Source organism: Candidatus Moraniibacteriota bacterium, assembly GCA_016699795.1.
Classification (GTDB): Bacteria; Patescibacteriota; Minisyncoccia; order Moranbacterales.
Map to the genome: position 1 here is coordinate 946,532 of CP065011.1, position 21,805 is coordinate 968,336.

Genomic DNA, 21,805 nt, shown 5'->3' on the forward strand with positions numbered 1-21,805 from the left:
AAATAATAAAAATATATGAGAGAAAAAAAACTTAATTACAGGATAAGTACGTTCGTAGCTTTTCTCTTCCTTTTTTTGAATGTTTTTTCTGTTTCTGCACAAACTCTTGAGCCAAAAGACTTTCCTCGAGAAGAATTCGATAGAATAAAAGCAGAAAATCCAGAGATGATACAAGAAATGGAAATAATTCGTATAGCGAGCGTGAATGTATATAATCCTGTAGTGGTATCAAAAGAAGGAACTTCTATAGAAGTTGCTTATGATATAAACAACAGAGAGGGGATACAAACAGATATCATAACTTCATTGCTTCTTCTTAATAAAGAGGGAATACCATTATTTCAAAATGTTTTCAAAGATCCTATCTCTCTTAAAAATGATGAAACAAAAAAAATCATTCAAAAACTAGAACTTCCTTTCTTTCCAAATGGTACGTATGATATTGGTATAGAAGTTTCAAACTCTTCTGGCTTAACTCTTGCTCAGAGTAGTATTAAAGATGTAGAAATTGCAGGTATAACTACAGGATATGTAAAGATTGAAAGTTGTCGTTTGACAATAAATAAAGAAGAAAAAGTGTATAGTCCATCAGAAGGTATTGATGTTCTCCCTGTTGAAGAATTATATGTTTCTTGTTTTTATAAAAGCACCTTCCTTGAATCAGTAACAGTAAAACCAGAATTTACTGAATATAGAAGATCTCTTTTTGGAGAAGCTCTTAATGTCTACAAAAGAGATTCCTTTGTTCTTGAGCCAAATAAAGAGAAGGAAGTTTCTTTTTTGATAGAAAAAAATACACTACCTCAATCCTATACACAAAATCTTGTTTTGAAAGATGAGAGTAACAAGATCATTTCTACTGAAGCTCAATTGCATTATGTTGTTTCTGGAGAATCTGCAACTATTCAAAATATTGTTTTTGATAAAGAAAGTTATACAAAAGGAGAAACAGCTAATGTATCTTTTGGTTGGACAGGGTCTGCTGATCAATTTTTAGGAGCGAGGAATAAAACAAAGATAGCAGGGACTGCCTATCTAGAAATATCTGATGCTCAAGGAGTGTGCGCAAAAGAAGTTGAAGCACCTTTTGATTCAGCTTCAGGATCGGGTTATGAGCATAAAGCGATGAATATTGAAATAACAAAAAATTGTACTCAGCCAACAATACGTGTGGTAGTAAAAAACAAAGAAGGAAAAACTTTGGATGAACGAAGCGTCTCAGCAAATACAGAAGAAAAACAAGAAGGAATATCTTACGCAGGTATTTCCCAAAAAACTCTTCTTATTTCTCTCTTAGCTTTGCTTTCAGGATTTCTTGCTTTTATCGTATTAAAAAAAAGTAGAAGAAGGAAAGGAATAGTTTCTCTTTTTGCTTTCTTCTTGGGTGTTAATATGTTTTTCGTAGCTCAAGATGTGAGTGCGGATACGTTTGTGTTTAGAAATGCAAATACAGATTTTGTTGTAACTGCAAACCATAATAAAAACGAATATTCTCCAAATGAAAATGCCACCACGACGACAACTATAAAGTCAATAGCTTGCAATAATGGTTGGATGGGAATTAGTGCTGAGTTGTGGTTGACGAGTCCACAAAGTAAAAAAATAAATACATGGCTAGCGAATACTTTTATTAATAGCGGTTGGTCAAACTGTACATTTGCTTTTAATTTTTATCATGATCATTATCGCTGTACAAGTAATGGAGTAGGAACTTTTAATGTTGGCACTAGTGCTACCTATCCAAGTACTAAAAATGCGAATTATAAGTTGGATATGGTCGTATATGATGGTTATAATCAATATCAAACAGGTACTTTTTCCATTCCCTACTCCATTGTTTCTGAAAAGGCTCTCGCCGTTTCCAAAAGTGGCACGGGTTCAGGGCTCGTAACATCAGCTCCTTCCGGAATAAATTGTGGAGCTGATTGTTCACAAAATTATAATACCGGAACGACGGTTACTCTTACAGCATCGCCTTTAGCTGGAAGTACTTTTTCAAGTTGGACAGGATGCGATAGTGTAAACGGTGCAACTTGTACGGTTACTATGAATGCAGCGAAAACAGTTACGGCAGGATTTAATTTAATTCCTGTTTGTATGGGAACACGTCCTGCAAATACAATAGTATATGATGGTGATACAGTAAATCTTACTCAGAATGTAGATTATCTTTATCACGCAACAGGTACTGCTCGTAAATGCGAATATCGTTGTAATACTGGCTATACTTGGAATGGATCTGCTTGTGTTCTTCCTGCTTATTCTTGTACAGGAACCGATCCCGCAAACGCTACATTATGTTCAGGAGACACTACCGGTCTTTCTGCAAATACAGCAAAAACTTTAGTAAATAGTTGTACAGCAACCAAATGCGAATTCACCTGCAATGCTGGATACCACAAAAACGGAACTGTCTGTACACAAAACCCAACCTGTGGTCCTTCAGCTGGAGGGTCATACATCAATGCTCCCACAACAGGTCTTTGTTCCATAGGAACAGCAAGTCCTGTAGCAGGCGCATGGAATTGGACTTGTTTTAATGGTGCTTCCAATATAGCGTGCAATGCTACTAAACCAGCTGTTGTAAATGGATCTTGTGGAACGAATCGTTCTACGTACGCATCTACAGTAACAGCATGGCCTTCAGTTGCACCAACAGCTTTCTGCGCCACAGGAACACTTAGTGGAGTTACTCCTACTTTTCCAAGTATCGGAGGTTCTACTTCATGGAATTGTCTTGGCTCAGGAGGAGGAGCTACAGCAACATGTTCGGCTTCTAGAAATGTAGCTGTAGCTTACGCATGCACAGGAACCAATCCCGCAAACGCAACATTATGTTCAGGAGATGCTACTGGTCTTTCTGTAAATACAGCAAAAGTTGTAGCAAGTTCTTGTAGTACTCCTGCAGGCTCAGCACCAAAATGCGAATTCACCTGCAATGCTGGATACCACAAAAACGGAACTGTCTGTACACAAAACCCAACCTGTGGTCCTTCAGCTGGACAATCATTTATCACTGCTCCCACAACAGAACTTTGCTCCATAGGAACAGCAAGTGCTGTATCAGGCGCATGGCTCTGGACTTGTTCCAATGGTGCTTCTACCATATCGTGCAATGCTACTAAACCAACTGTTGTGAATGGAGCTTGTGGAACGAATCGTTCTACGTATGCCTCTACAGTAACAGCATGGCCTTCAGTTATACCAACAGCTTTCTGCGCCACAGGAACACTTAGTGGAGTTACTCCTACCTTCCCAATTATCGGAGGCTCTACTTCATGGAATTGTCTTGGTTCAGGGGGAGGAAGTACGATAGCATGTTTGGCTTCTAGAAATGTAGCATTAGTTGCTCCCGCTCCCAATCTCAAAATCAATGGTTCTGATGGACCTCTCACCATAAATGCAGGAGCAAATCTTAATCTTACCTGGCCTGCTGTAGCCAATGCTACAAGCTGTACAGGATCAGGAACTGGATGGACTGGAGCAAAAAGTGTTTCTGGAGGAAGCGATTGGATTTTTGCAACAGCTTCTTCTACCTACACTATTACCTGTACCGGACCAGGAGGGAGTGGAAATGATTCTGTTACGGTAACTGTAACGACTCCTGCACCCGCTCCCAATCTCAAAATCAATGGTTCTGATGGACCTCTCACCATAAATGCAGGAGCAAATCTTAATCTTACCTGGCCTGCTGTAGCCAATGCTACAAGCTGTACAGGATCAGGAACTGGATGGGTTGGAGTAAAAAGTTATCTTGGAGGAAATGATACTATATTAGCAACTACAACCTCAACCTACACTATTACCTGTACCGGACCAGGAGGGAGTGGAACGGACTCCGTTAGTGTAACGGTAACAGCTATTCCCCAACACACACTCACTGTTACACTAGTTGGTCCTGGTTCTGCAGTATCTTGCAACCTCCCTTCTTGTCTATCAGCAATAATTAATCAGGGAACCCTCATTGAGCTTCATGCAGATCCAATACCAGCCTCTAATGCAAAATTTATAGGATGGAATGCTACTGGAACAAATCCTTGTGACAATATCAATAAAGATTGTTCTTTTAATATAGGTGAGGACGAACATTTAACAGCAAACTTTGAATGTTTGAAAGGCTATGATCCAGTTGGAGGAGGAACGTGCGTCGGTGTTACAGGTAAATGTAGTGATGATCATAATGCAAATTCTTGCTATGAAGGAAATCTTAATGATGTGACTGACGACAATTTCTTCTGTGAAGAAGGAACTAAAGAAAACGTTAAATACGCTTCTGGAAAATGGACGTGGACATGCTATGGAGGTCTTGCTTCTTCTGGTACCTGCACTACAAATCAATGCGCACGATACAAAGAACTAAATCCCTAAAAAGTACAAAAACGTAAGAAACTAACAAAGTAAAAAAGTAAAGTACAAAAATACAAAAACTTAGAACAGAAGACTCTTCCTGAGGGAGGAGTCTTTTTTGAGAAGAGGAGGCGTTAAAAAGATCTAAGTCTATACAATGTATGTAATATCTATCATTTTCAAATCTTATTGATGGTATCTTTTATCCGCACTAGACAATATTTTCTTTTCTTACTATACTTACACTTAGTATAAAAGTGTTACTAAAAAAATAATAAAAAACGTATGCAGAAAAATAAACTTTTAATAGGAATCCTCATTATTTCTCTCACAGGAGGTATTTTAGTTGTTTTGGGAGTATTTTTCCCAAAAAATGAAAATCAACAAACAGAAATGATACAAGGAAAACCAACTGAAACAAAAAAAGAAATAACACAAAAAGAATCAAAAGCTGTTTCAGATACTTCCATGAAAAAAGAAGATGATGGTGTATCAAAACTTTCTGGAATGATTGTAGAACTTTCTCAATTTCCAGAGACTCAAGATGTGCAAATTGTTTTGTCTGTTTTGAGTGATTCCGGTACCCAAGAAGAATATAAATTCTTTCTTTCTAAAGGAAAAACTTTAGGAATCGAGAATGCTAAAATTGAAAACAAAGTAACCCTTTCCTTTCAAGGAGATCCTTCTTCTACGAGTTATGTCGTAGCAGATGCGATTACTCTTATGGAAAAGTAAAGAAGAATAAAAGGTATTTATAAAAGAAGCTTACAAAATCTCCTCCTTAAAAGAGGGGATTTTTGTATTATTTAAAAAAAGAAAAAGAGACTTCGAAAGATAGATTGTTGTGGGAATGTGTTTGAGTAGTTATAAAATATTTTTTAGAATGTGGTATACTGGGCATCTATGATATGGGAAATACAACCGTTCCACAGACAAGCACAGATTTTTGCCAAAGAACTTAATCTTGATGAGTTATTAGCACATCTCCTTTTAGCAAGAGGAATAGACTCGATACAAAAGGCAAATGATTTTTTGACTCCTGATTATGAAAAACATCTTCATGATCCTTTTTTATTTCCCGATCTCGCATCTATTGTAAGAAGAATAGAAAAGGCCATAAAGAAAAAAGAAAAAATAGGAGTGTTTGGTGACTATGATGCGGATGGCGTAACGGGAAGCGCTGTTCTTCGTGAAGCATTGGAAGGTCTAGGCTTGGAAATAGTTGTTCATATTCCAGATAAACACAAAGAAGGACATGGTTTAAGTTATGAAGGAATACAAGTTTTTGAAGAAGCGGGAATAAAACTTTTTTTTACCGTTGATTGTGGTATTACCAATAAAGATGAAATCGCTTTTGCTAAGAAAAAAGGATTAGATTGTATTGTTGTGGACCATCATCATGTTCCAGAAATTATGCCAGATGCTTTGGCTATAATTAATCCAAAAATTCCTCATTGTGGATATCCTTTTAATGGACTTTGCGGAGCAGGAACGGCCTTTAAAGTGGCGCAGGGACTTTATCAAAAACTTGCTCCAGAAAAGGAGGATCAATTGAAATGGCTTCTTGATATTGTGGCTATAGGGACTGTCGCTGACTGTATGCCGATTATTGATGAAAATAGAATTTTTGTTCGATACGGTTCTGTTGTTCTTGCTAAAACTCGTCGAGTTGGACTTCGTGAGTTGTACACTGCAGGAAGAATACCTATAAATGATTCTAAACATCCTGATGCTATGATGATAGCTTTTCAGATTGCACCAAGGATTAACGCTGCTGGACGCATGGCTCATGCACGTCTTGCTCATGATCTTTTAGTGGAAACTAATAAAGAAAGAGCTTATTCTTTAGCACAAGAATTGGAAAATCATAATACCCAAAGGAAAAAATTGAGTGATAGAATTGTTAAAGATGTGCGTCAAAGAGCTAAGAATGAATTTGAAAAGAGGAATACTATTGTTGTTGCAGATAAAGAATATCCTTTGGGTATTGTGGGTTTGATCGCTGGGAAAATAGCCGAAGAATTCTCAAAACCCACAATAGTACTTGCAGAAAAGGAAGATGAAGATGTATATCAAGGTTCTCTTCGGAGCTCTCAAGGGGTGAATCTTATGACGGTATTGGAAGAATGTTCGCATTTTTTGGAAAAATATGGAGGTCATGCTCAAGCTGCAGGACTTACTGTGAAAAAGGAAAATTTTAAAGTTTTTTCAGATCATTTTGAATTTGTGGTTACGAAAGAATTAGGAAAAGGAGAAAAATATGAAGAAAGGCTTATAGATGCTGAAATATTTTCTCAGCATATAACTTTGGAATTTTTAAAATATTTACATCAATTTTCACCTTTTGGAGAAGGGAATCCTGAGCCAATATTTTTTATTCGAGATGTTCTTATTTCTGATGTTCGATTTTTGGGAAATAGCAATCAACACCTTAAATTAAAGATTCGTTTAGAAGGGGAGGCTTCTTGGCAAATAATTGATGCTATAGGATTTTCTCTTGGCGAGAAATTTTCGGATATTTCTGTGGGAGAAAAAATTCATCTTGTAGGAAGGCTTCGAGAAAATGAATGGAATGGGAAAATTTCAGTACAAATAACCATAGAGGACATTCGTCGATCAAATCAAGATGATACGAAATATTGAAATAAAAATATCGGTTTGCTCTTGTTTTTAGCAAGGAGTATACTAAGAGAATATGGAATACCAAAAAATATATATGTACACTGACGGGGCTTCTCGTGGAAATCCAGGACCAGCGTCTATTGGCGTTCATATTGAAACTTTAGAAAAGGATTATGGCGAATATATAGGGGAAACCACAAATAATGATGCAGAATACCAAGCGCTTATTTTTGGTCTTAAGAAAATAAAAGCTCTTATAGGGAAAGAAAAAGCAAAAAAAATAGCAGTAGAATGTTTATTAGATAGTGAATTAGTAGTGAAACAACTTAATCATAAATATAAAATATTACACGAAACTACACGAAAACATTTTCTGGAAATATGGAATCTTATGTTGGATTTTTCTGAAGTAAGATTTACGCATATATTTCGAGAAAAGAATACTATTGCGGATGCTCTTGCTAATAAAGCTTTAGATGAAAGAAATAAACAGACATTATTTTTGTAAAAATACATATGAAAAAGATATTGATGTCCAAATGGTTTTGGTTCTTGGTTTTTCTTGGAGGAGGTGGCTATTGGTGGTGGGCGAGTAATCAAGAAAAAGTTCCTGAATACGAAACCGTGACAGTAGGAAGGACAACTATAACGGAAATTATTGACCTTACGGGAGCTGTGGAGCCTGTTTCTTATGCTGATACCTCTTTTGAAATAAGTGGCCAGGTGGAAAGCGTTTCTGTTAAAATCGGAGATACGGTAAAAGAAGGGCAGATATTAGCACGCCTTGAGGGGGCGCAATATTATGCTTCACTTTCTCAAGCTGAAACAGCAGCGAGAATCGCTGAAACTGACGAGCGTCTTGCTCGAACGAGAGAATTAACAGCGGGAAGAAAGTGGGATGAATTAAAACCAGAAGAACGAGAAGTCATAAAATTAAGATCTCAGCAAGCCAGACAAAATGCATCGATTGCAGCTGCTCAACTTAAAAAAATTTACTTACGATCTCCTATGGAGGGAATTGTAACAAAATTTGATTTGAAAGTTGGAGAATTTACGGGAGTAGGATCTTCCTCAGTGCGAATTACTTCGGGAAAAGATTTTCGTATTATAGCTGATATTTCGGAATCTGATATTGTACAGCTTGCAGTAGGCCAGGAAGGAACTGCAAAATTTGATTCTTTAGATGTGCGTGAAAAACAAGGCGTTGTTGTTCGGGAGATTGAACCAGAGGCCAAAATAATTCAGGGTGTAGTTTATTATACGGTTCATTTTGATTTGAAAGAACAAGATACTCGCTTAATGTCTGGAATGAGTACTGATATTGAGGTTCGTGTAGCAGAAAGTCAGCAAGCACTTTTCTTACCTTTTCGATCGGTATATGAAACAGAAAATCGTGTTTTCGTAGAAATTTTTGCTCCAGACGGTTCTATTATTGAGAAGGATATTCGTATAGGATTGAGTGATGATGAGGGAAATATTGAAATTCTTTCTGGTTTAGAAGAAGGCGATATTGTTGTTGTTCGACCGAGAAAAAGCCTTTGATATTTTTTTGAGAAAAATTTTATGGTACCCCTTATTGTTTGTGATTCTCTCGTTAAATCTTATGAGAGTGAAGGTGTAAAAACCGATGTTCTTCGAGGAATTTCGCTTTCTATAGGAAAGGGGGAATTTGTTTCTATTATGGGACCATCAGGATCGGGAAAGTCTACCCTTATGCATATATTGGGCTTATTAGAGGTTCCAACGGGGGGTCTTTATACTTTTTATGACAAAAATGTGAAAGAACTTACTGAAAATGAGGTGGCTTATTTAAGAAATCAAAATATAGGTTTTGTTTTTCAATCTTTTAATTTATTACCTCGAACAAGTGTTTTTGAAAATGTCGAACTTCCTTTGCTGTATGATATTTATGATGAAGAAGAAAAAAGTTGTGACAGAGAAATAAAAACAATGAATCGAATAAAACGATTTTTTACGGGATCAACGAAGCAATGCCATGCTGAAAAAGTCAAGAAAGCTTTACTTTCAGTAGGAATGGATCATCGTATGACATATCGTTCGAATCAGCTTTCTGGAGGAGAGAAGCAACGAGTAGCTATTGCTCGTGCGCTTGTAAATAATCCTGAAATTATTTTTGCTGACGAGCCCACGGGAAATCTTGATTCCAAATCAGGTCTTCAGGTGATGCAAATTCTTCAGCAGCTCAACGATGCTGGTCATACTATTGTTTTAGTAACGCATGAAACCTATACAGCTGAGCATGCTAAAAGAATTATTCGTATTCTTGATGGAAAAATTGAATCAGATGAAACTCTTTTAGAATGGAGAGATGCTCGGTATGAAAGTAAATTAAAATAAATATACGTTTTTATTTTTGAAACGATGTGAGAAATTGGTTATATTTTCGTCGAAAGAAAAAATAATCTTATTGAGCGAAAGTGTGAAATGCATACCTCAAAACAAGAACTAAGAAAGTTTCTCAATATATTTAGAATAGTAAATGTTTTTCTGAAGCCGAGAATATATGATACGAAGACTACTACTCACATGGAAACTTGCCTGGTCAAATATGATGGCTGCAAAATTGCGGACATTTTTGACTGTATTAGGAATTGTTATTGGCATCTCTGCTGTTATGATTGTTATGAGTGTGGGTTCAAGCGCACAATCTCTTATTCTTGACCAAGTGAGAAATGTGGGATCTGATCTTGTTATTATTCTTCCTGGTGAATCTGAAGAAGATGGTCCTCCCGCCATAGCTTTTGGTGTTGCTATAACAACCCTCACCAATGAGGATGTGGAAGCTATGAAGAAAAAAGAAAATGTTCCATATGCTGTTTCTGTGGCAGGATATGCCAATGGAAGTACTATTGCTCAGTACAAGAATGAAAGTTTTAATGTGAATTTTAACGGAACATCTGCTGAATATATTAATGTAGAAAATGCGAAGATAGAGCGAGGAAGATATTTTACCCTTGACGAAGAAGCATCTCTTTCTCGCGTTGTAGTATTAGGGTTTACTCGGGCACGTGATCTATTTGGGGATATTGATCCTGTAGGGAAGCAGATTATGTTAGGAAATTTTTCTTTTCGTGTCATTGGTGTTCTAAAAGAACGAGGTTCGGTAGCTTTTTCTAATCCTGACACAGAAATATTTATTCCACTTTCAACTTCTCAAAAACTTATGCTGGGTGTGGACTATCTTACGTATGCCAGAATGAAAGTGAATGATGAAAAAAATATCGATATAACAAAATTACATGTCGAAAGACTTCTTCGAGATAGACATCATCTCGAATTTGGTGAGGCGAACGATTTTTCAGTTCGAGGCGCGGGAACAGCGCTTGATCTTTTGAAAAAAGTTACCGACGCACTAAAGATTTTTCTTGTAGGTGTTGCGAGTGTTGCTCTTTTGGTTGGAGGTGTGGGAATTATGAATATTCTTCTTATTTCTCTCAAACAGCGAATTCGAGATATTGGCTTAAGGAAAGCTCTAGGAGCTCTTAATAGTGATATATTTGCCCAATTTCTTGTAGAAGCAATTGGTATTTCTCTTGTAGGCACCGTGATAGGAGTGATTGTGGGTATTTTTGTAACATATGTAGTGGCTATCATTGTACAAAATCTTGGCTATAATTGGCCTTTTATATTGACATTTGAATCTGTGGGAATAGCTTTTGTTATCGCTTTGGCTATAGGAATTATTTTTGGTTTATATCCAGCAAAAAAAGCAGTGAAAATTTCTCCTACAGAAGCACTCCGATACGAATAAAAATATTTTATGAGAGCGTTTATACAATCAATTCGAATGGCTTTAAAAAATCTTTCGCAGAACGCGACAAGAACTTTTATTACGCTTATTGGTATCGTTTTATCGATAGCTGCCATTATTATGGTTATGAGCGCTGGAGAGAGTGTAAAACAATTTATTTTAGGACAACTTGGTGTTTTTGGAACAGATTTAATTCAAGTAGAACCACGAGTTCCTTCAGGGACAACAAGTCAAGATCGAAGCTCTACGAGTATTGTAAACGCTTTGACACGAATAACAACGCTTAATCTTGAAGATGGAGAAGCTATACAAAAGCTTGATAATATAGAAACATTTTCCGGAGGTTCTTTTGGACAAGGACAAATTCGATATAGTCGCGAGAGGAGTAGTTCTATGATCTTTGGGACAAGCCCTGATATGATTATTGTGGATGAAAATATCGTTATTTCTGAAGGACGATTTTATTCTGAAGAAGAAGATCGTTCATTGGGACAAGTAGCTGTTTTGGGAAGTGGCCTGAAAGAAAAACTTTTTGGGAATCGAAATGCTGTGGGTGAAAAAATTGAAATAAATGGAAAGGGTTACAGAGTTATCGGCGTTCTCAAAGAAAGGGGAGGTGCCGGATTCTTATCTTTTGATGATATGCTGTATATGCCTATTCAGACACTGCAAAAGAAAATTTTGGGTGTTGATTATGTAAGTTCTCTTACTGTAAAGGTGAAAGATAATAGTATCGTAAAAAAAACAGCCGAGGACGTTCGTGCACTTCTTCGAAAACGTCATAATATTTATGATGCAAAAAATGATGATTTTGAAGCGGTGTCTATTACGGAAGGACAAGAATTGGTAGAGGAAGTTTTTGGAGCTATATCTATTTTACTTCTTGCTCTTGCCTCGATTTCTCTTATTGTGGGAGGTGTAGGAATTATGAATGTAATGTTCGTTGCTATGGAAGAACGTATTTCCGAGATAGGTTTAAGAAAAGCAGTGGGTGCGAGGTCCGGAGATATTCTTTGGCAATTTCTTGTGGAAGCTGTGGTTATAGCACTTTTTGGTGCTTGTATAGGCTTGGCTCTCGGCGTTGGTTTGGTGTGGGTTATTATTGGAGTGCTTGGATATTTTGATATTGATGTTGCTTTTGGCGTAACTATGAATTCTATTTTTGTAAGTATTAGTTTTTCTGTTTTTGCGGGAATACTTTTTGGTTTGTATCCGGCGTGGCGAGCATCTCAAATTCCTCCGACCGAGGCTATGCGAGGATGAAAAATACAAAAATATTTGTTCATTTTTTCTTTCATCACAAAGTCAGTCAATTTTTTAAAGAAATTTATAAAAAATACCAAACATACGTATAAAATTTTCATCAATACATGATAAAAGTTTGAAAATTACAGGAAAAAATTAAGATAAATAAGTATCTCTTTACGAGTGAAGAAAGGCGGGATATATTAAGGAAAGAAAGATTGTATTACATTCTAGAATGGTAATATCTCATCATTATGAATATCGAACGATTTACGGAGAAATCCCAAGAACTTTTGAGAAATGCTCAGGAAGCGGCTATTTCTCGTTCTCAACAACAAATTGATACTTTTCACATAGCGTATGCCATGCTCCTTCAAGAAGGTTCTGTTGTGACAACTCTTTTGGATGCTCTTAGGGTTGATAGAATTAAAATTCAAGGGGAAATTCTTTCAGAAATAGAAAAACTTCCTACTGTTCCTTCTCCCTCTTCTCAAATTATTGTAACGAGTGATGCTGCTCGTATTTTAGAGCAAGCTAAAAAAGAAATGGAAGGAATGAAAGACGATTTTATTTCTACGGAGCATATATTTTTGGCTATTTTATCAGTTAAAAGCATTGTTTCTCGTATTTTTTTGCAGTACGGAGTAGAATATTCTAAAGTTTTGGAAGCTCTTTCTAAGGTTCGAGGATCTCATCGGGCAGACTCGCCCAACCCAGAAGGAAAATATCAAGCTTTAGAAAAATATTCTCAAAATCTTACTCAACTTGCTAGAGATCAAAAGCTTGATCCTGTGATAGGGAGAAATGAGGAGATCAGACGTGTTATGCAAGTTCTTTCCAGAAGAACGAAAAATAATCCTGTACTTATAGGAGAAGCAGGAACAGGAAAAACTGCTATTGCAGAAGGGCTTGCGTTAAGAATTATACATGGAGATGTCCCAGAGACGTTAAAAGAAAAAGAGTTAGTTTCTTTGGATTTGGGAGCACTTCTTGCAGGGGCAAAATTTCGGGGAGAATTCGAAGAGCGCCTTAAGGCGGTTCTTAAAGAAATTGAAGATTCTGATGGAAGATATGTTTTATTTATTGATGAACTCCATACTCTTGTGGGAGCAGGCGCTACGGAAGGGGCTATGGATGCTTCCAATATGCTCAAGCCGGCTTTGGCACGCGGAAGGCTCCGCACTATAGGAGCGACAACACTAAAAGAATACCAGAAATATATTGAAAAGGACGGCGCTTTGGAACGACGATTTCAACCAGTTTTTGTATCAGAGCCAAGCGTTGAAGATGCTATAGCCATACTTCGTGGAATTAAAGAAAAGTATGAACTTCATCATGGAGTAAAAATAACAGACACGGCTATTGTAAGTGCAGTAAATCTTTCTAAGAGATATATTAGTGATCGTTTCCTTCCTGATAAGGCTATTGATCTTATTGATGAGGCGGCTTCTACATTACGAATGGAAATTGATTCAATGCCTTCTGAAATTGATGCTTTGGAAAGAGTTATTCGCCAATTAGAAATAGAAAGAGAAGCTTTGAAACAAGAAAATGGGGCTGTGAATAAAAAAAGACTTTCGAGTATTAAAAAAGAATTAGCAGAAATAAAAGAAAAATCAAAAACACTCACCATTCAGTGGAAGAAAGAAAAGGAATTAATTTTGGGGCTTCGAGAACATAAAAAACAAATTGATATATTGAGAGGGGAGGCTGATCTTCTTGAACGATCTGGTGATCTCGCCCGAGTAGCAGAAATTCGATATGGAAAGATTCCTGATTTAGAAAAGAAAATTATAGAAGAAGAGGAAAAGCTTACTTCTATGCAAAAGGACAATCCCATACTTAAAGAAGAAGTTTCTGAGGAAGATATTGCCAAAGTAGTTGCTCGTTGGACGAGAATTCCTATTTCTAAAATGCTACAAGGAGAGCTGGAAAAATTAGCAGATATGGAGTCTGATCTCAAAAAAAGAGTAGTGGGACAAGAAGAAGCTATCATTGCTGTTTCAAATGCTATTCGACGTTCTCGAGCAGGAATCTCTGAAGAAGATCATCCTATAGGATCTTTTCTTTTTCTTGGACCAACTGGAGTGGGAAAGACCGAATTAGCAAAGGCTCTTTCTGAACTTTTGTTCAATGATGAAAAATCTCTTATTCGTCTTGATATGAGTGAATATATGGAGTCTCATTCTACAGCAAAAATGATAGGCTCTCCTCCAGGATATGTCGGTTATGATGAAGGGGGACAACTTACCGAAATTATTCGACGTCGTCCTTATAGTGTTATTCTTCTCGATGAAATAGAAAAAGCTCATACTGATGTATTTAATGTTCTTCTTCAAATTTTGGATGACGGAAGACTTACAGACGGTAAAGGAAGAGTTGTAAATTTCAAGAATACCGTTGTCATTATGACTTCAAATGTGGGCTCTGATGTTATTTATAAGATGCATAATCTTGGGTTCCAAACAGAAAAAGGAAAAGAATCTCTCAACGAATCTGAGATGCGAGAAAAAGTTTTAGAAAAACTTCGAGAAAGATTTAAACCAGAATTTTTGAATAGAATTGATGAGACTATTATTTTTCATCCGGTAAATGAAAAAATGCTTGAGAAGATTGTACAATTACAGATACAGAGAGTTTCTCGTCGTTTAGAAAAACGAGCAATTCATATTTCTTTGACGGAATCTGCTGAAAAATATCTTACGAGAAAAGGCTTTGATCCTATATATGGAGCCCGTCCACTTAAACGGGTTATTCAACATGATATTTTAGATCCCTTGGCGCTTCATATTATAGAAGGAAAAATCAAAGACGGAGATTCTATAACAGTAGATATTTCATTAGAGGAAGAAATTATCTTTAAACAAAATAAAAATAAAGAATGAATATTTTAAAGTTAATACGAGATCAACGACATGACATTCTTGCTTCCTTCCTGGTTGCTTTCTTGCTTTTTTCTTCCATGGAAGCTCTTTTTTTGGGTTGGAAATATCTTTACGTAAGTGCAGGTCTTCTTGTCGTGCAATTCTTTTTCCTAGCCATTAAATTTTCACAATCAAAAAGAGATTTTCTCTGGGCATTTATCGCTATTTTGTATTCGATAGGTTCTTGCGGAGTTCTCTTTTTTGTAAGTTCAAATTTTTTCCAACAAATAATGATTTTCGGATCATCTTTATTTATTTTTTTCGCTTCGTATTCTTATAGACAACTTGCTTTGAGTGAGAAAAAACTTTCTTCCCAGGGAGTTTTATTTGCTATGCATTTTCTAACCCTTTTTCTCTTTTTTGGATTCTTTTGTGCTGTTCATATTAATTATAGTATTCCGCAGTGGCTTTTGGCATTTTTATTTGGAGGGGCATCTTTTTTTGTGAGTCTTCATTCTTTTCTTCTTACGAGACCCACGATGCCAAAGGATGCTTTTGCTTATAGCTTTGTTATGGGATTTCTTTTCTTTCAATTCGCATGGTTTGTACATTTTTGGCCATTCGGATATTTGACTATTTCTGCTGTGTTACTGGTAACATTTTTTTGTCTTTGGGATTTACTCCAAACCCATATGGAGGGAACACTTCGAAAACAACGATTTCTTATGAATACAATATTCTTTTTGGTTCTTGTGGGAATTGTATTAGCAAGTTCTCCTTGGACTATTGTTTTGGAATAATAAAGGATGTTTATCCAAATTGAAGAAGATTTGGAGCAAAAAGAAGAAGAAATCCAAGAATGAGCATAAGGACTCCTCCGATAAGATTGGAGAGCGTGGAATATTTTGAAGTGAGATGAATTTTCTCTATACCTTTGAGCGCTATAGCAAAAACAAAAAGATCATCGAGCATATAAGTAAATATATACAATCCAACCATAGATTGTTGGAAAGCGAATCCAGCCCCGTTCATTTCAATAATTTTGGTAAATGTTTGAGGAATACCTATTGAACAAGCAAATTCAATTATAGTGATACTAAATGAAAGAAATACAACAGCTAGGATAGTAGAAAGATTGAAAGGTGAAGATATAATAGATTTTATTTGTTTGATAATTTTTTCTCTTTTTGATGCGGCTGTTACGGAACAAACACCTTTTTTTATAAGCCATTCATAAAGAAAGAAAACTCCTCCACCAATAGCAACGATACCTATAAGAGGAGTGATTATTGTATCGAGCTTAACAAAATTCCAAGTAGTAAGCCAAAGATTGAGGATAAAAAAGTAAATAATTGCTTGAGAAAAAAGGAAAATACCAACAAGAGAAAAAATCTGTTTCCGAGAAGATGATTGAGAAAGAAAGAGAAGAAAGGTAACAAGGACCCACATGGCACATGGGTTGAATCCATCTACAAAGCCCAGTATAAGAGACAAAAATGGTACCGGGTAAGAACTTAGATCAGTAGCTCCGAAAAAGGGAAGGGAAATGATAAGTTCTTGAGAAGGCATGGCACATACACCTGTTTCAGAATTTTCTAAACAAGTAGCTCCTTGAGAAATCTCGTTTTTTCCACTCCCACCCTGTTCTATAAATTTTTCTGGAGTTATTTGTTTTTCTTTAGAATACGTAAGAATAAGATCTTCTATTTTTTTGCCTGTGGTTTCTGCTGTTTCAAATCCAGAAAGGACGGTGTCACCAACTAATGTGATGGGTGTGGCCAAGGGAAGTTTCTCCAATTGAGCTATACTTTTCCATTGTGAAGCGTAGGGTTCTGTGTAGATATCAAGATAATGTATTTCAAGAAAATCATAACGATTTTTTAAAGTATTGAGAAATTCTTTTTCTTGCAAACAATGTCTACAGTCTTCTCTGGCAAAAACATACACAATAAAATGTTCCGAAGAAGTGGCGTTTATATTTTGAGCATAGAGGGTTGGTGATGCATTTGTGAACAAGAAAGAAAACGTAAGAACAAAAATAAAAGAAATTTTTTTATAGGAAAATACCATACATGCAATTTTTAAGGAATAATCAAAAGTCTATCTTCCGCCGTATAGGAGGAAAAAGTGGGAAAAGAGAAAGAAGTTGTATTTTCTGGTGAAGCTAATCTGTAATCGTTAAAAATAACTTTTTGTCCGTCTTCTTCGGGGATATTACCATACTGTTTGAGAGAGTCTTCACGAACAAGAAGAAAAACTCTTTTAAATTGAGAAAAATTAACTTTGGAGAAGTCTTCAGAATTAAAGAAATAAGCAGAAGAAAGGCCCATTGAAGTAAGAACGCCTGGAAACATTACAAAACCATTACCACTCGCTGATTTATCAATAAGGATAAGGTCTTCTTTTTCAAAATTTTGACCAAAGAGTTTTACTTGTTCAAGAAGGCTTTCATCTTGTTTGAGAGTAAAAAAGAAAAGAAAGGGAATTGCTTGTGTTAAAAAAAGAAGAGTGACACAAAATAAAAATGGTTTCTTTTTGGAATAAAAAATCTTTTTTTCTATAAGAAGATGGCTAATATAGGCCAAAATAAGTATAAAAAAACCAATAGTAGCAAAGGTAAATCTTCGAAACATCCAAGGATGGTCTGGAGAAATAAAAGGAACAAAAAGATAGATAAGTCCAGGCGAAAGAACAAAAAGAATGGTGACTATATGGGGGAGTGTAAGAAAAAGTTTCTTTTTGAAAAGAAAGATTGCACCAAGAATTCCAGAAAAAATAAGAACGCCCACCCCATAGAGAAAAAGTAACTTCCAAAGATTGAAAATTGAGATATTTGCAATATTTATGAGAGTAAGATCATTGGGTTGACGAAGGCCAAGTGTTTCTAAAATAGCTTTGGCGACTATGGTGAAAAAGGGGATATTTGCAAAAACAGCAACAAGAAAAAATGAAGAGATGAGGAATAAAGGGATAAGTATCCTTTGAAAAAACTTTCTCTTAAGAAATGTGCGTGTATTTGAAAAAAGAAAAAAGGATATACCCATAAGGGCGACAAAAATAGGCCCTTCAACACGCACAATAAGAAGAAGAAAACAAGAAGATAAAAAGAAGAGATATTTTTTTGTATCGGGAGATTCTAGAAATCGAAGAAAAAAGAAAAGTGTTATCCAAAGACTTGCCATCATAACATTTTCCGTAAGAGAAAAACGAGAAAACCACCAAATAGGAAATGAAAAGAGAAGAAGTGAACTAAAGATATATACTATTTTCTTCTTAAAAAAATGTGAAAGTATAAAGTAGAAAGAAAGAAAAAAGAGAAAAAGTGTAATCGCATTCCCCACCATAATATGAAAGGGTGATGGTATTCCAATAGCAAGAAGAGATGCGTACCACGCTATAGTAGGATGAGGAAATTGAGTGGTAAGATTTCCATCAGAATCATAATAAAAACCTGGGAAATGAAGAGCTTGACCTTCTCCATAGGCTTCGAAAAATGAAGAAGATTCCTTAGTTTTAAAATGAAAAGAGTGTTTTTCCGCCAAAAAATAAGATGCTTGAGCAATAGAGCCCTGATCTCTTCCTGTAAAAAGTGTCTGGGGTTGAAAAAAAATAAATGTATTCGTAAGAATAAAAATGATTACCCCAATGAAAAAAAATATTTCTTTGGAAGTATCTTTCTCATTTTTTATTTTTTTAGAGGGGTGAAAATGTTTCCAGCTAGATTCCCACGCAAAGTAACAGATGGTAATAGAAAGAAAAATCCAAAAAATACGAGCGTGAAAAAACCCTATCCAACCCAAAAGAGTTGCTAAAAGGATCCAAAAAATCCAAAAAAGAAAAACACGATAAAATATTGAAGTGTTCATATTTCACAGTATAACAAAGACGAATCAAAAAATGAAGAGTAGTTTTATTTTTAAGGGGAAAAGTTATTGAGACCGTTTGTTTTTTTGAAGATTAGCAGGGAAGAGAAATAAAAAAACGCTTTATAAGCGTTTAAAGATGGGGGAGCCGTCCATGGCTACAAAAATTTTTTTTTCGTTATACACGAACAAAAATAAAACGAATAGGAATAAAAAAGGGAAATCTCCCATATAATCTCTTTGATAAAGAGTGAGGAGGAATTAACTTTTTTCATTACGCTATTTTTTTATTTTTGATTAATGGGAAGAATCCCAATCAATGAACCGAGCTCCTCGTCTCAAGAAGCCTTTATTGGGGGGGCTTTGTTCTAGAGAGGGATTAGCATTACCAACACCGTTATTTCTTTTATGCTGATCTATCAGCATTTCTTTCGGGGCTTTAATACCTAGCTCTATACTCCCATTCTCTTTTACTTTGAGAACGTGAAGAACGATTGCGTCCCCGATAGTGATACTTTCCCCGGGAAATCGTGCTAGAATGAACATGGCTGGGTAACCTCCTATCTTTATATGAAGTACTTAACGAGAGCTTTATAAAAGTACTATTTTTATCAAATTTGTCAAGTTTTAGCGTGCTATTGGATGTATAAATTTTTTAATTCTTCTAGGGGGGGCATAGAAAAAGAGTATGGAAAAAATAGAGCTTCGGTTGAATAGAATTTCTCAGAGTAACTTTGTCAAAAAAATATTTCTTTCTATCCAAAAGGAAAGACCCTTCCGCATAGCTACTTTAAATACAGAATATTTTTTGGAGATGAGAAAAAATGAAAAGTTTCAAAAAGCGGTTTTTACATCCGATTCTTTTGTGTGTGATGGCATTGGTCTTAAGGCATTACTTTTTTTTAGAGGAATAAAAAATATACCGAGAATTTCCGGTGTTGATCTTTGTAGAGAAATTCTTGATTGTTCAGAGAAAAAAGGAAATGTAAAAATATATGTTGCTGTTTGGAAATCAGGACTAAGCTCAATAGAGGAAATTTCTTCTTTTATACAGAAAAACTATCCCTCAATATCTATTTTGGGATACACATTTTCTCATAGAAATAAAGAATGGGACTTTGGTATAAAAGATATACAGAAAAAAAATCCTGATATTGTTTTTTGCAATTTTGGAATTCCAGAACAAGAATATTTTCTGGAAAAATTACAAGAAAAATACAAAAAAGGTATTCTTATAGGAGTTGGTGGAACATTCGACTATTGGACAGAGAAGCAAAAACGAGCACCTTTTTGGATGTGTCAAATGGGATTGGAGTGGTTTTGGAGATTTTCTCGAGATCCCCGAAGGATTTTTCGATTTTTTAAAAGATTGTTTTAGGGGACTGTTGCCAATCTCCATTTTCTATTACAATATTCAAATTTTAGTTGCAAATTCGATAGAAATTTGACAGAATATCCAGATATTCCTTACAAATTTCTACAATTTTCACAAAAAAATTTGAAAATTTCATATACGAAAGGAGATCGGCAACAGTCCCTTTAGAGCTTGATTTTTGAATCATTTTCAAGGATACTAGAAATATCTTTTAATTTTAAAAAAAGAGGTTTTTGTAATATTTTTTATATGGAAAAAACAGTAATTACTCGTTTCGCTCCTTCTCCTACAGGATATCTTCATATAGGCGGTTTGAGAACGGCTCTCTATTCTTATCTTTATGCTAAACATACGGGAGGCATGTTTTTTTTGAGAATAGAAGACACTGATCGTACTCGATATGTGGAAGGTGCGGAAGAAAAATTGAAAGATTCTCTTTCATGGGCGAATATTCATTGGGAAAATAAAGAAGATATTCGTCAATCTGAACGTTTACCTCTCTATAAAAAATATATTGATGAGCTTTTGGAAAAAAAGAAGGCATATCATTGTTTTTGTTCTCAAGAAAGACTTTTAGAAATGAGAGAGGATCAAAAAAAATATAAAATGGCTCCAAAATATGATCGTCATTGTTTGAATCTTTCTTCTGAAGAAATTGCAGATCGATTGAAACGAGGGGATACTTTTGTAGTAAGATTTTTTATTCCTCAAGATGAACGAAGAATTGAGTTTCGAGATTTAGTTCGAGGAAAGGTTTCCATTGAAACTGAACTTCTTGATGATCAGATTATTCTCAAATCTGATGGATTTCCAACTTATCATCTTGCTAATATTGTAGATGATCATGAAATGGGAGTGACACATGTTATTCGTGGAGAGGAATGGCTTTCAAGTACTCCTAAACATATTCTTCTTTATAAGGCTTTTGGTTGGGAGATTCCAGAGTTTGCTCACCTTCCACTTCTTCTTAATCCTGATAGATCAAAACTTTCCAAAAGACAGGGAGATGTAAGTGTCGAGGACTATGCCCAAAAAGGATATCTTCCCGAAGCATTAATAAATTATGTTGCTCTTCTGGGTTGGAATCCTGGAAGTGGAAGCACTCAAGAATTTTTTTCTCTCGAAGAATTGGAGAAACGATTTGATATTGCTCATATAAATAAAGCTGGGGCGGTATTTGATTGTAAACGATTGGACTGGATGAATGCTCATTATATTAAAAAGCTTTCCAGAGAAGAACTCTTGGAAAAAACTCGCAAATATTGGAAAGTATTTTTTAAAAAACATACTCTTGAGGAAGATGATTTTTCTGACGAATTTCTTTGTAGAGTTTTGCGTGTTGAGCAAGAAAGACTTTTCACACTTTCTCAAGTCGGAGAAAAGAGTCTTTTTTTCTTTCAAAATTTTGATATGGACAAGGAACTTCTTCGATGGAAAGATATGGAAGATAGTATTATTTCTAACAATATACAGACGGCGATTTCTTATTTGGAAACAATAAATGAAGATCAATGGACCATGGAGTTTCTTCAGGCGGGACTTATGGATCAATGTGAGAAGGAAAAACGAGGAGAATTTTTTTGGCCTCTTCGAATAGCACTTACCGGAGAAAAACAATCACCGCCACCACATGAGGTTGCTTGGGTAATAGGAAAAGAGGAAACGCTTCAACGTCTTAAAAGAGCAAAAGAAAAACTATGAATGATAAACGTACGAC

15 protein-coding genes are annotated in these 21,805 nt (G+C 35.6%); 12 read left to right on the forward strand and 3 right to left on the reverse strand.

Annotated elements, in window-relative coordinates; genetic code table 11:
• Positions 1-15 precede the first annotated feature (15 nt).
• From IPN70_04445 to IPN70_04490, 10 genes are all read left to right on the forward strand, one after another.
• Positions 16-4,368, forward strand: a complete 4,353-nt coding sequence (locus IPN70_04445; protein QQS61107.1) for a hypothetical protein — start codon at positions 16-18, stop codon at positions 4,366-4,368.
• A gap of 264 nt (positions 4,369-4,632) precedes the next feature.
• Positions 4,633-5,082 carry a hypothetical protein gene (locus IPN70_04450; GenBank protein QQS61108.1) on the forward strand — a complete coding sequence of 150 codons (450 nt, stop codon included), beginning with the start codon at positions 4,633-4,635 and terminating at the stop codon, positions 5,080-5,082.
• 168 nt (positions 5,083-5,250) lie between these two features.
• On the forward strand, positions 5,251-6,990 hold the full coding sequence (gene recJ / locus IPN70_04455; protein QQS61109.1) for a single-stranded-DNA-specific exonuclease RecJ: 1,740 nt from the start codon (positions 5,251-5,253) through the stop codon (positions 6,988-6,990).
• 52 nt (positions 6,991-7,042) lie between these two features.
• Positions 7,043-7,477, forward strand: a complete 435-nt coding sequence (locus IPN70_04460; GenBank protein ID QQS61110.1) for a ribonuclease HI family protein — start codon at positions 7,043-7,045, stop codon at positions 7,475-7,477.
• Positions 7,478-7,485: 8 nt separating this feature from the next.
• Positions 7,486-8,511 (forward strand): efflux RND transporter periplasmic adaptor subunit, encoded by a 1,026-nt coding sequence (locus IPN70_04465; GenBank protein QQS61111.1) that lies wholly within the window; start codon positions 7,486-7,488, stop codon positions 8,509-8,511.
• Between the two features lie 21 nt (positions 8,512-8,532).
• Positions 8,533-9,327: an ABC transporter ATP-binding protein gene (locus IPN70_04470; GenBank protein QQS61112.1), complete on the forward strand. Its 795-nt coding sequence runs from the start codon at positions 8,533-8,535 to the stop codon at positions 9,325-9,327.
• Positions 9,328-9,493: 166 nt separating this feature from the next.
• Complete coding sequence (locus IPN70_04475) at positions 9,494-10,741, forward strand: ABC transporter permease (GenBank protein ID QQS61113.1); 1,248 nt, start codon at positions 9,494-9,496, stop codon at positions 10,739-10,741.
• A gap of 9 nt (positions 10,742-10,750) precedes the next feature.
• Positions 10,751-12,004: an ABC transporter permease gene (locus IPN70_04480; protein QQS61114.1), complete on the forward strand. Its 1,254-nt coding sequence runs from the start codon at positions 10,751-10,753 to the stop codon at positions 12,002-12,004.
• Between the two features lie 236 nt (positions 12,005-12,240).
• Positions 12,241-14,871, forward strand: a complete 2,631-nt coding sequence (gene clpB, locus IPN70_04485) for an ATP-dependent chaperone ClpB (GenBank protein QQS61115.1) — start codon at positions 12,241-12,243, stop codon at positions 14,869-14,871.
• Positions 14,868-15,650: a hypothetical protein gene (locus IPN70_04490; protein QQS61116.1), complete on the forward strand. Its 783-nt coding sequence runs from the start codon at positions 14,868-14,870 to the stop codon at positions 15,648-15,650. Before clpB ends, IPN70_04490 begins: the two co-directional genes overlap by 4 nt.
• 10 nt (positions 15,651-15,660) lie before the next feature.
• On the opposite strand, the gene IPN70_04495 is transcribed toward IPN70_04490, so the two are convergent.
• The 3 genes from IPN70_04495 to IPN70_04505 form a co-directional block, all read right to left on the reverse strand.
• Positions 15,661-16,920 (reverse strand): glutaredoxin, encoded by a 1,260-nt coding sequence (locus tag IPN70_04495; protein ID QQS61117.1) that lies wholly within the window; start codon positions 16,918-16,920, stop codon positions 15,661-15,663.
• Between the two features lie 11 nt (positions 16,921-16,931).
• On the reverse strand, positions 16,932-18,716 hold the full coding sequence (locus IPN70_04500) for a hypothetical protein (protein ID QQS61118.1): 1,785 nt from the start codon (positions 18,714-18,716) through the stop codon (positions 16,932-16,934).
• Positions 18,717-19,010: 294 nt separating this feature from the next.
• Entirely contained in the window at positions 19,011-19,259 is a 249-nt protein-coding gene (locus tag IPN70_04505; protein QQS61119.1) for a carbon storage regulator, read from the reverse strand.
• Positions 19,260-19,401: 142 nt separating this feature from the next.
• Between IPN70_04505 and IPN70_04510 the strand changes: the two genes are divergently transcribed.
• Positions 19,402-20,091 carry a WecB/TagA/CpsF family glycosyltransferase gene (locus IPN70_04510; GenBank protein ID QQS61120.1) on the forward strand — a complete coding sequence of 230 codons (690 nt, stop codon included), beginning with the start codon at positions 19,402-19,404 and terminating at the stop codon, positions 20,089-20,091.
• Between the two features lie 246 nt (positions 20,092-20,337).
• A complete protein-coding gene (locus tag IPN70_04515) occupies positions 20,338-21,789 on the forward strand; it encodes a glutamate--tRNA ligase (protein ID QQS61121.1) in 1,452 nt (483 codons plus the stop codon).
• The last annotated feature ends 16 nt before the right edge of the window (positions 21,790-21,805 follow it).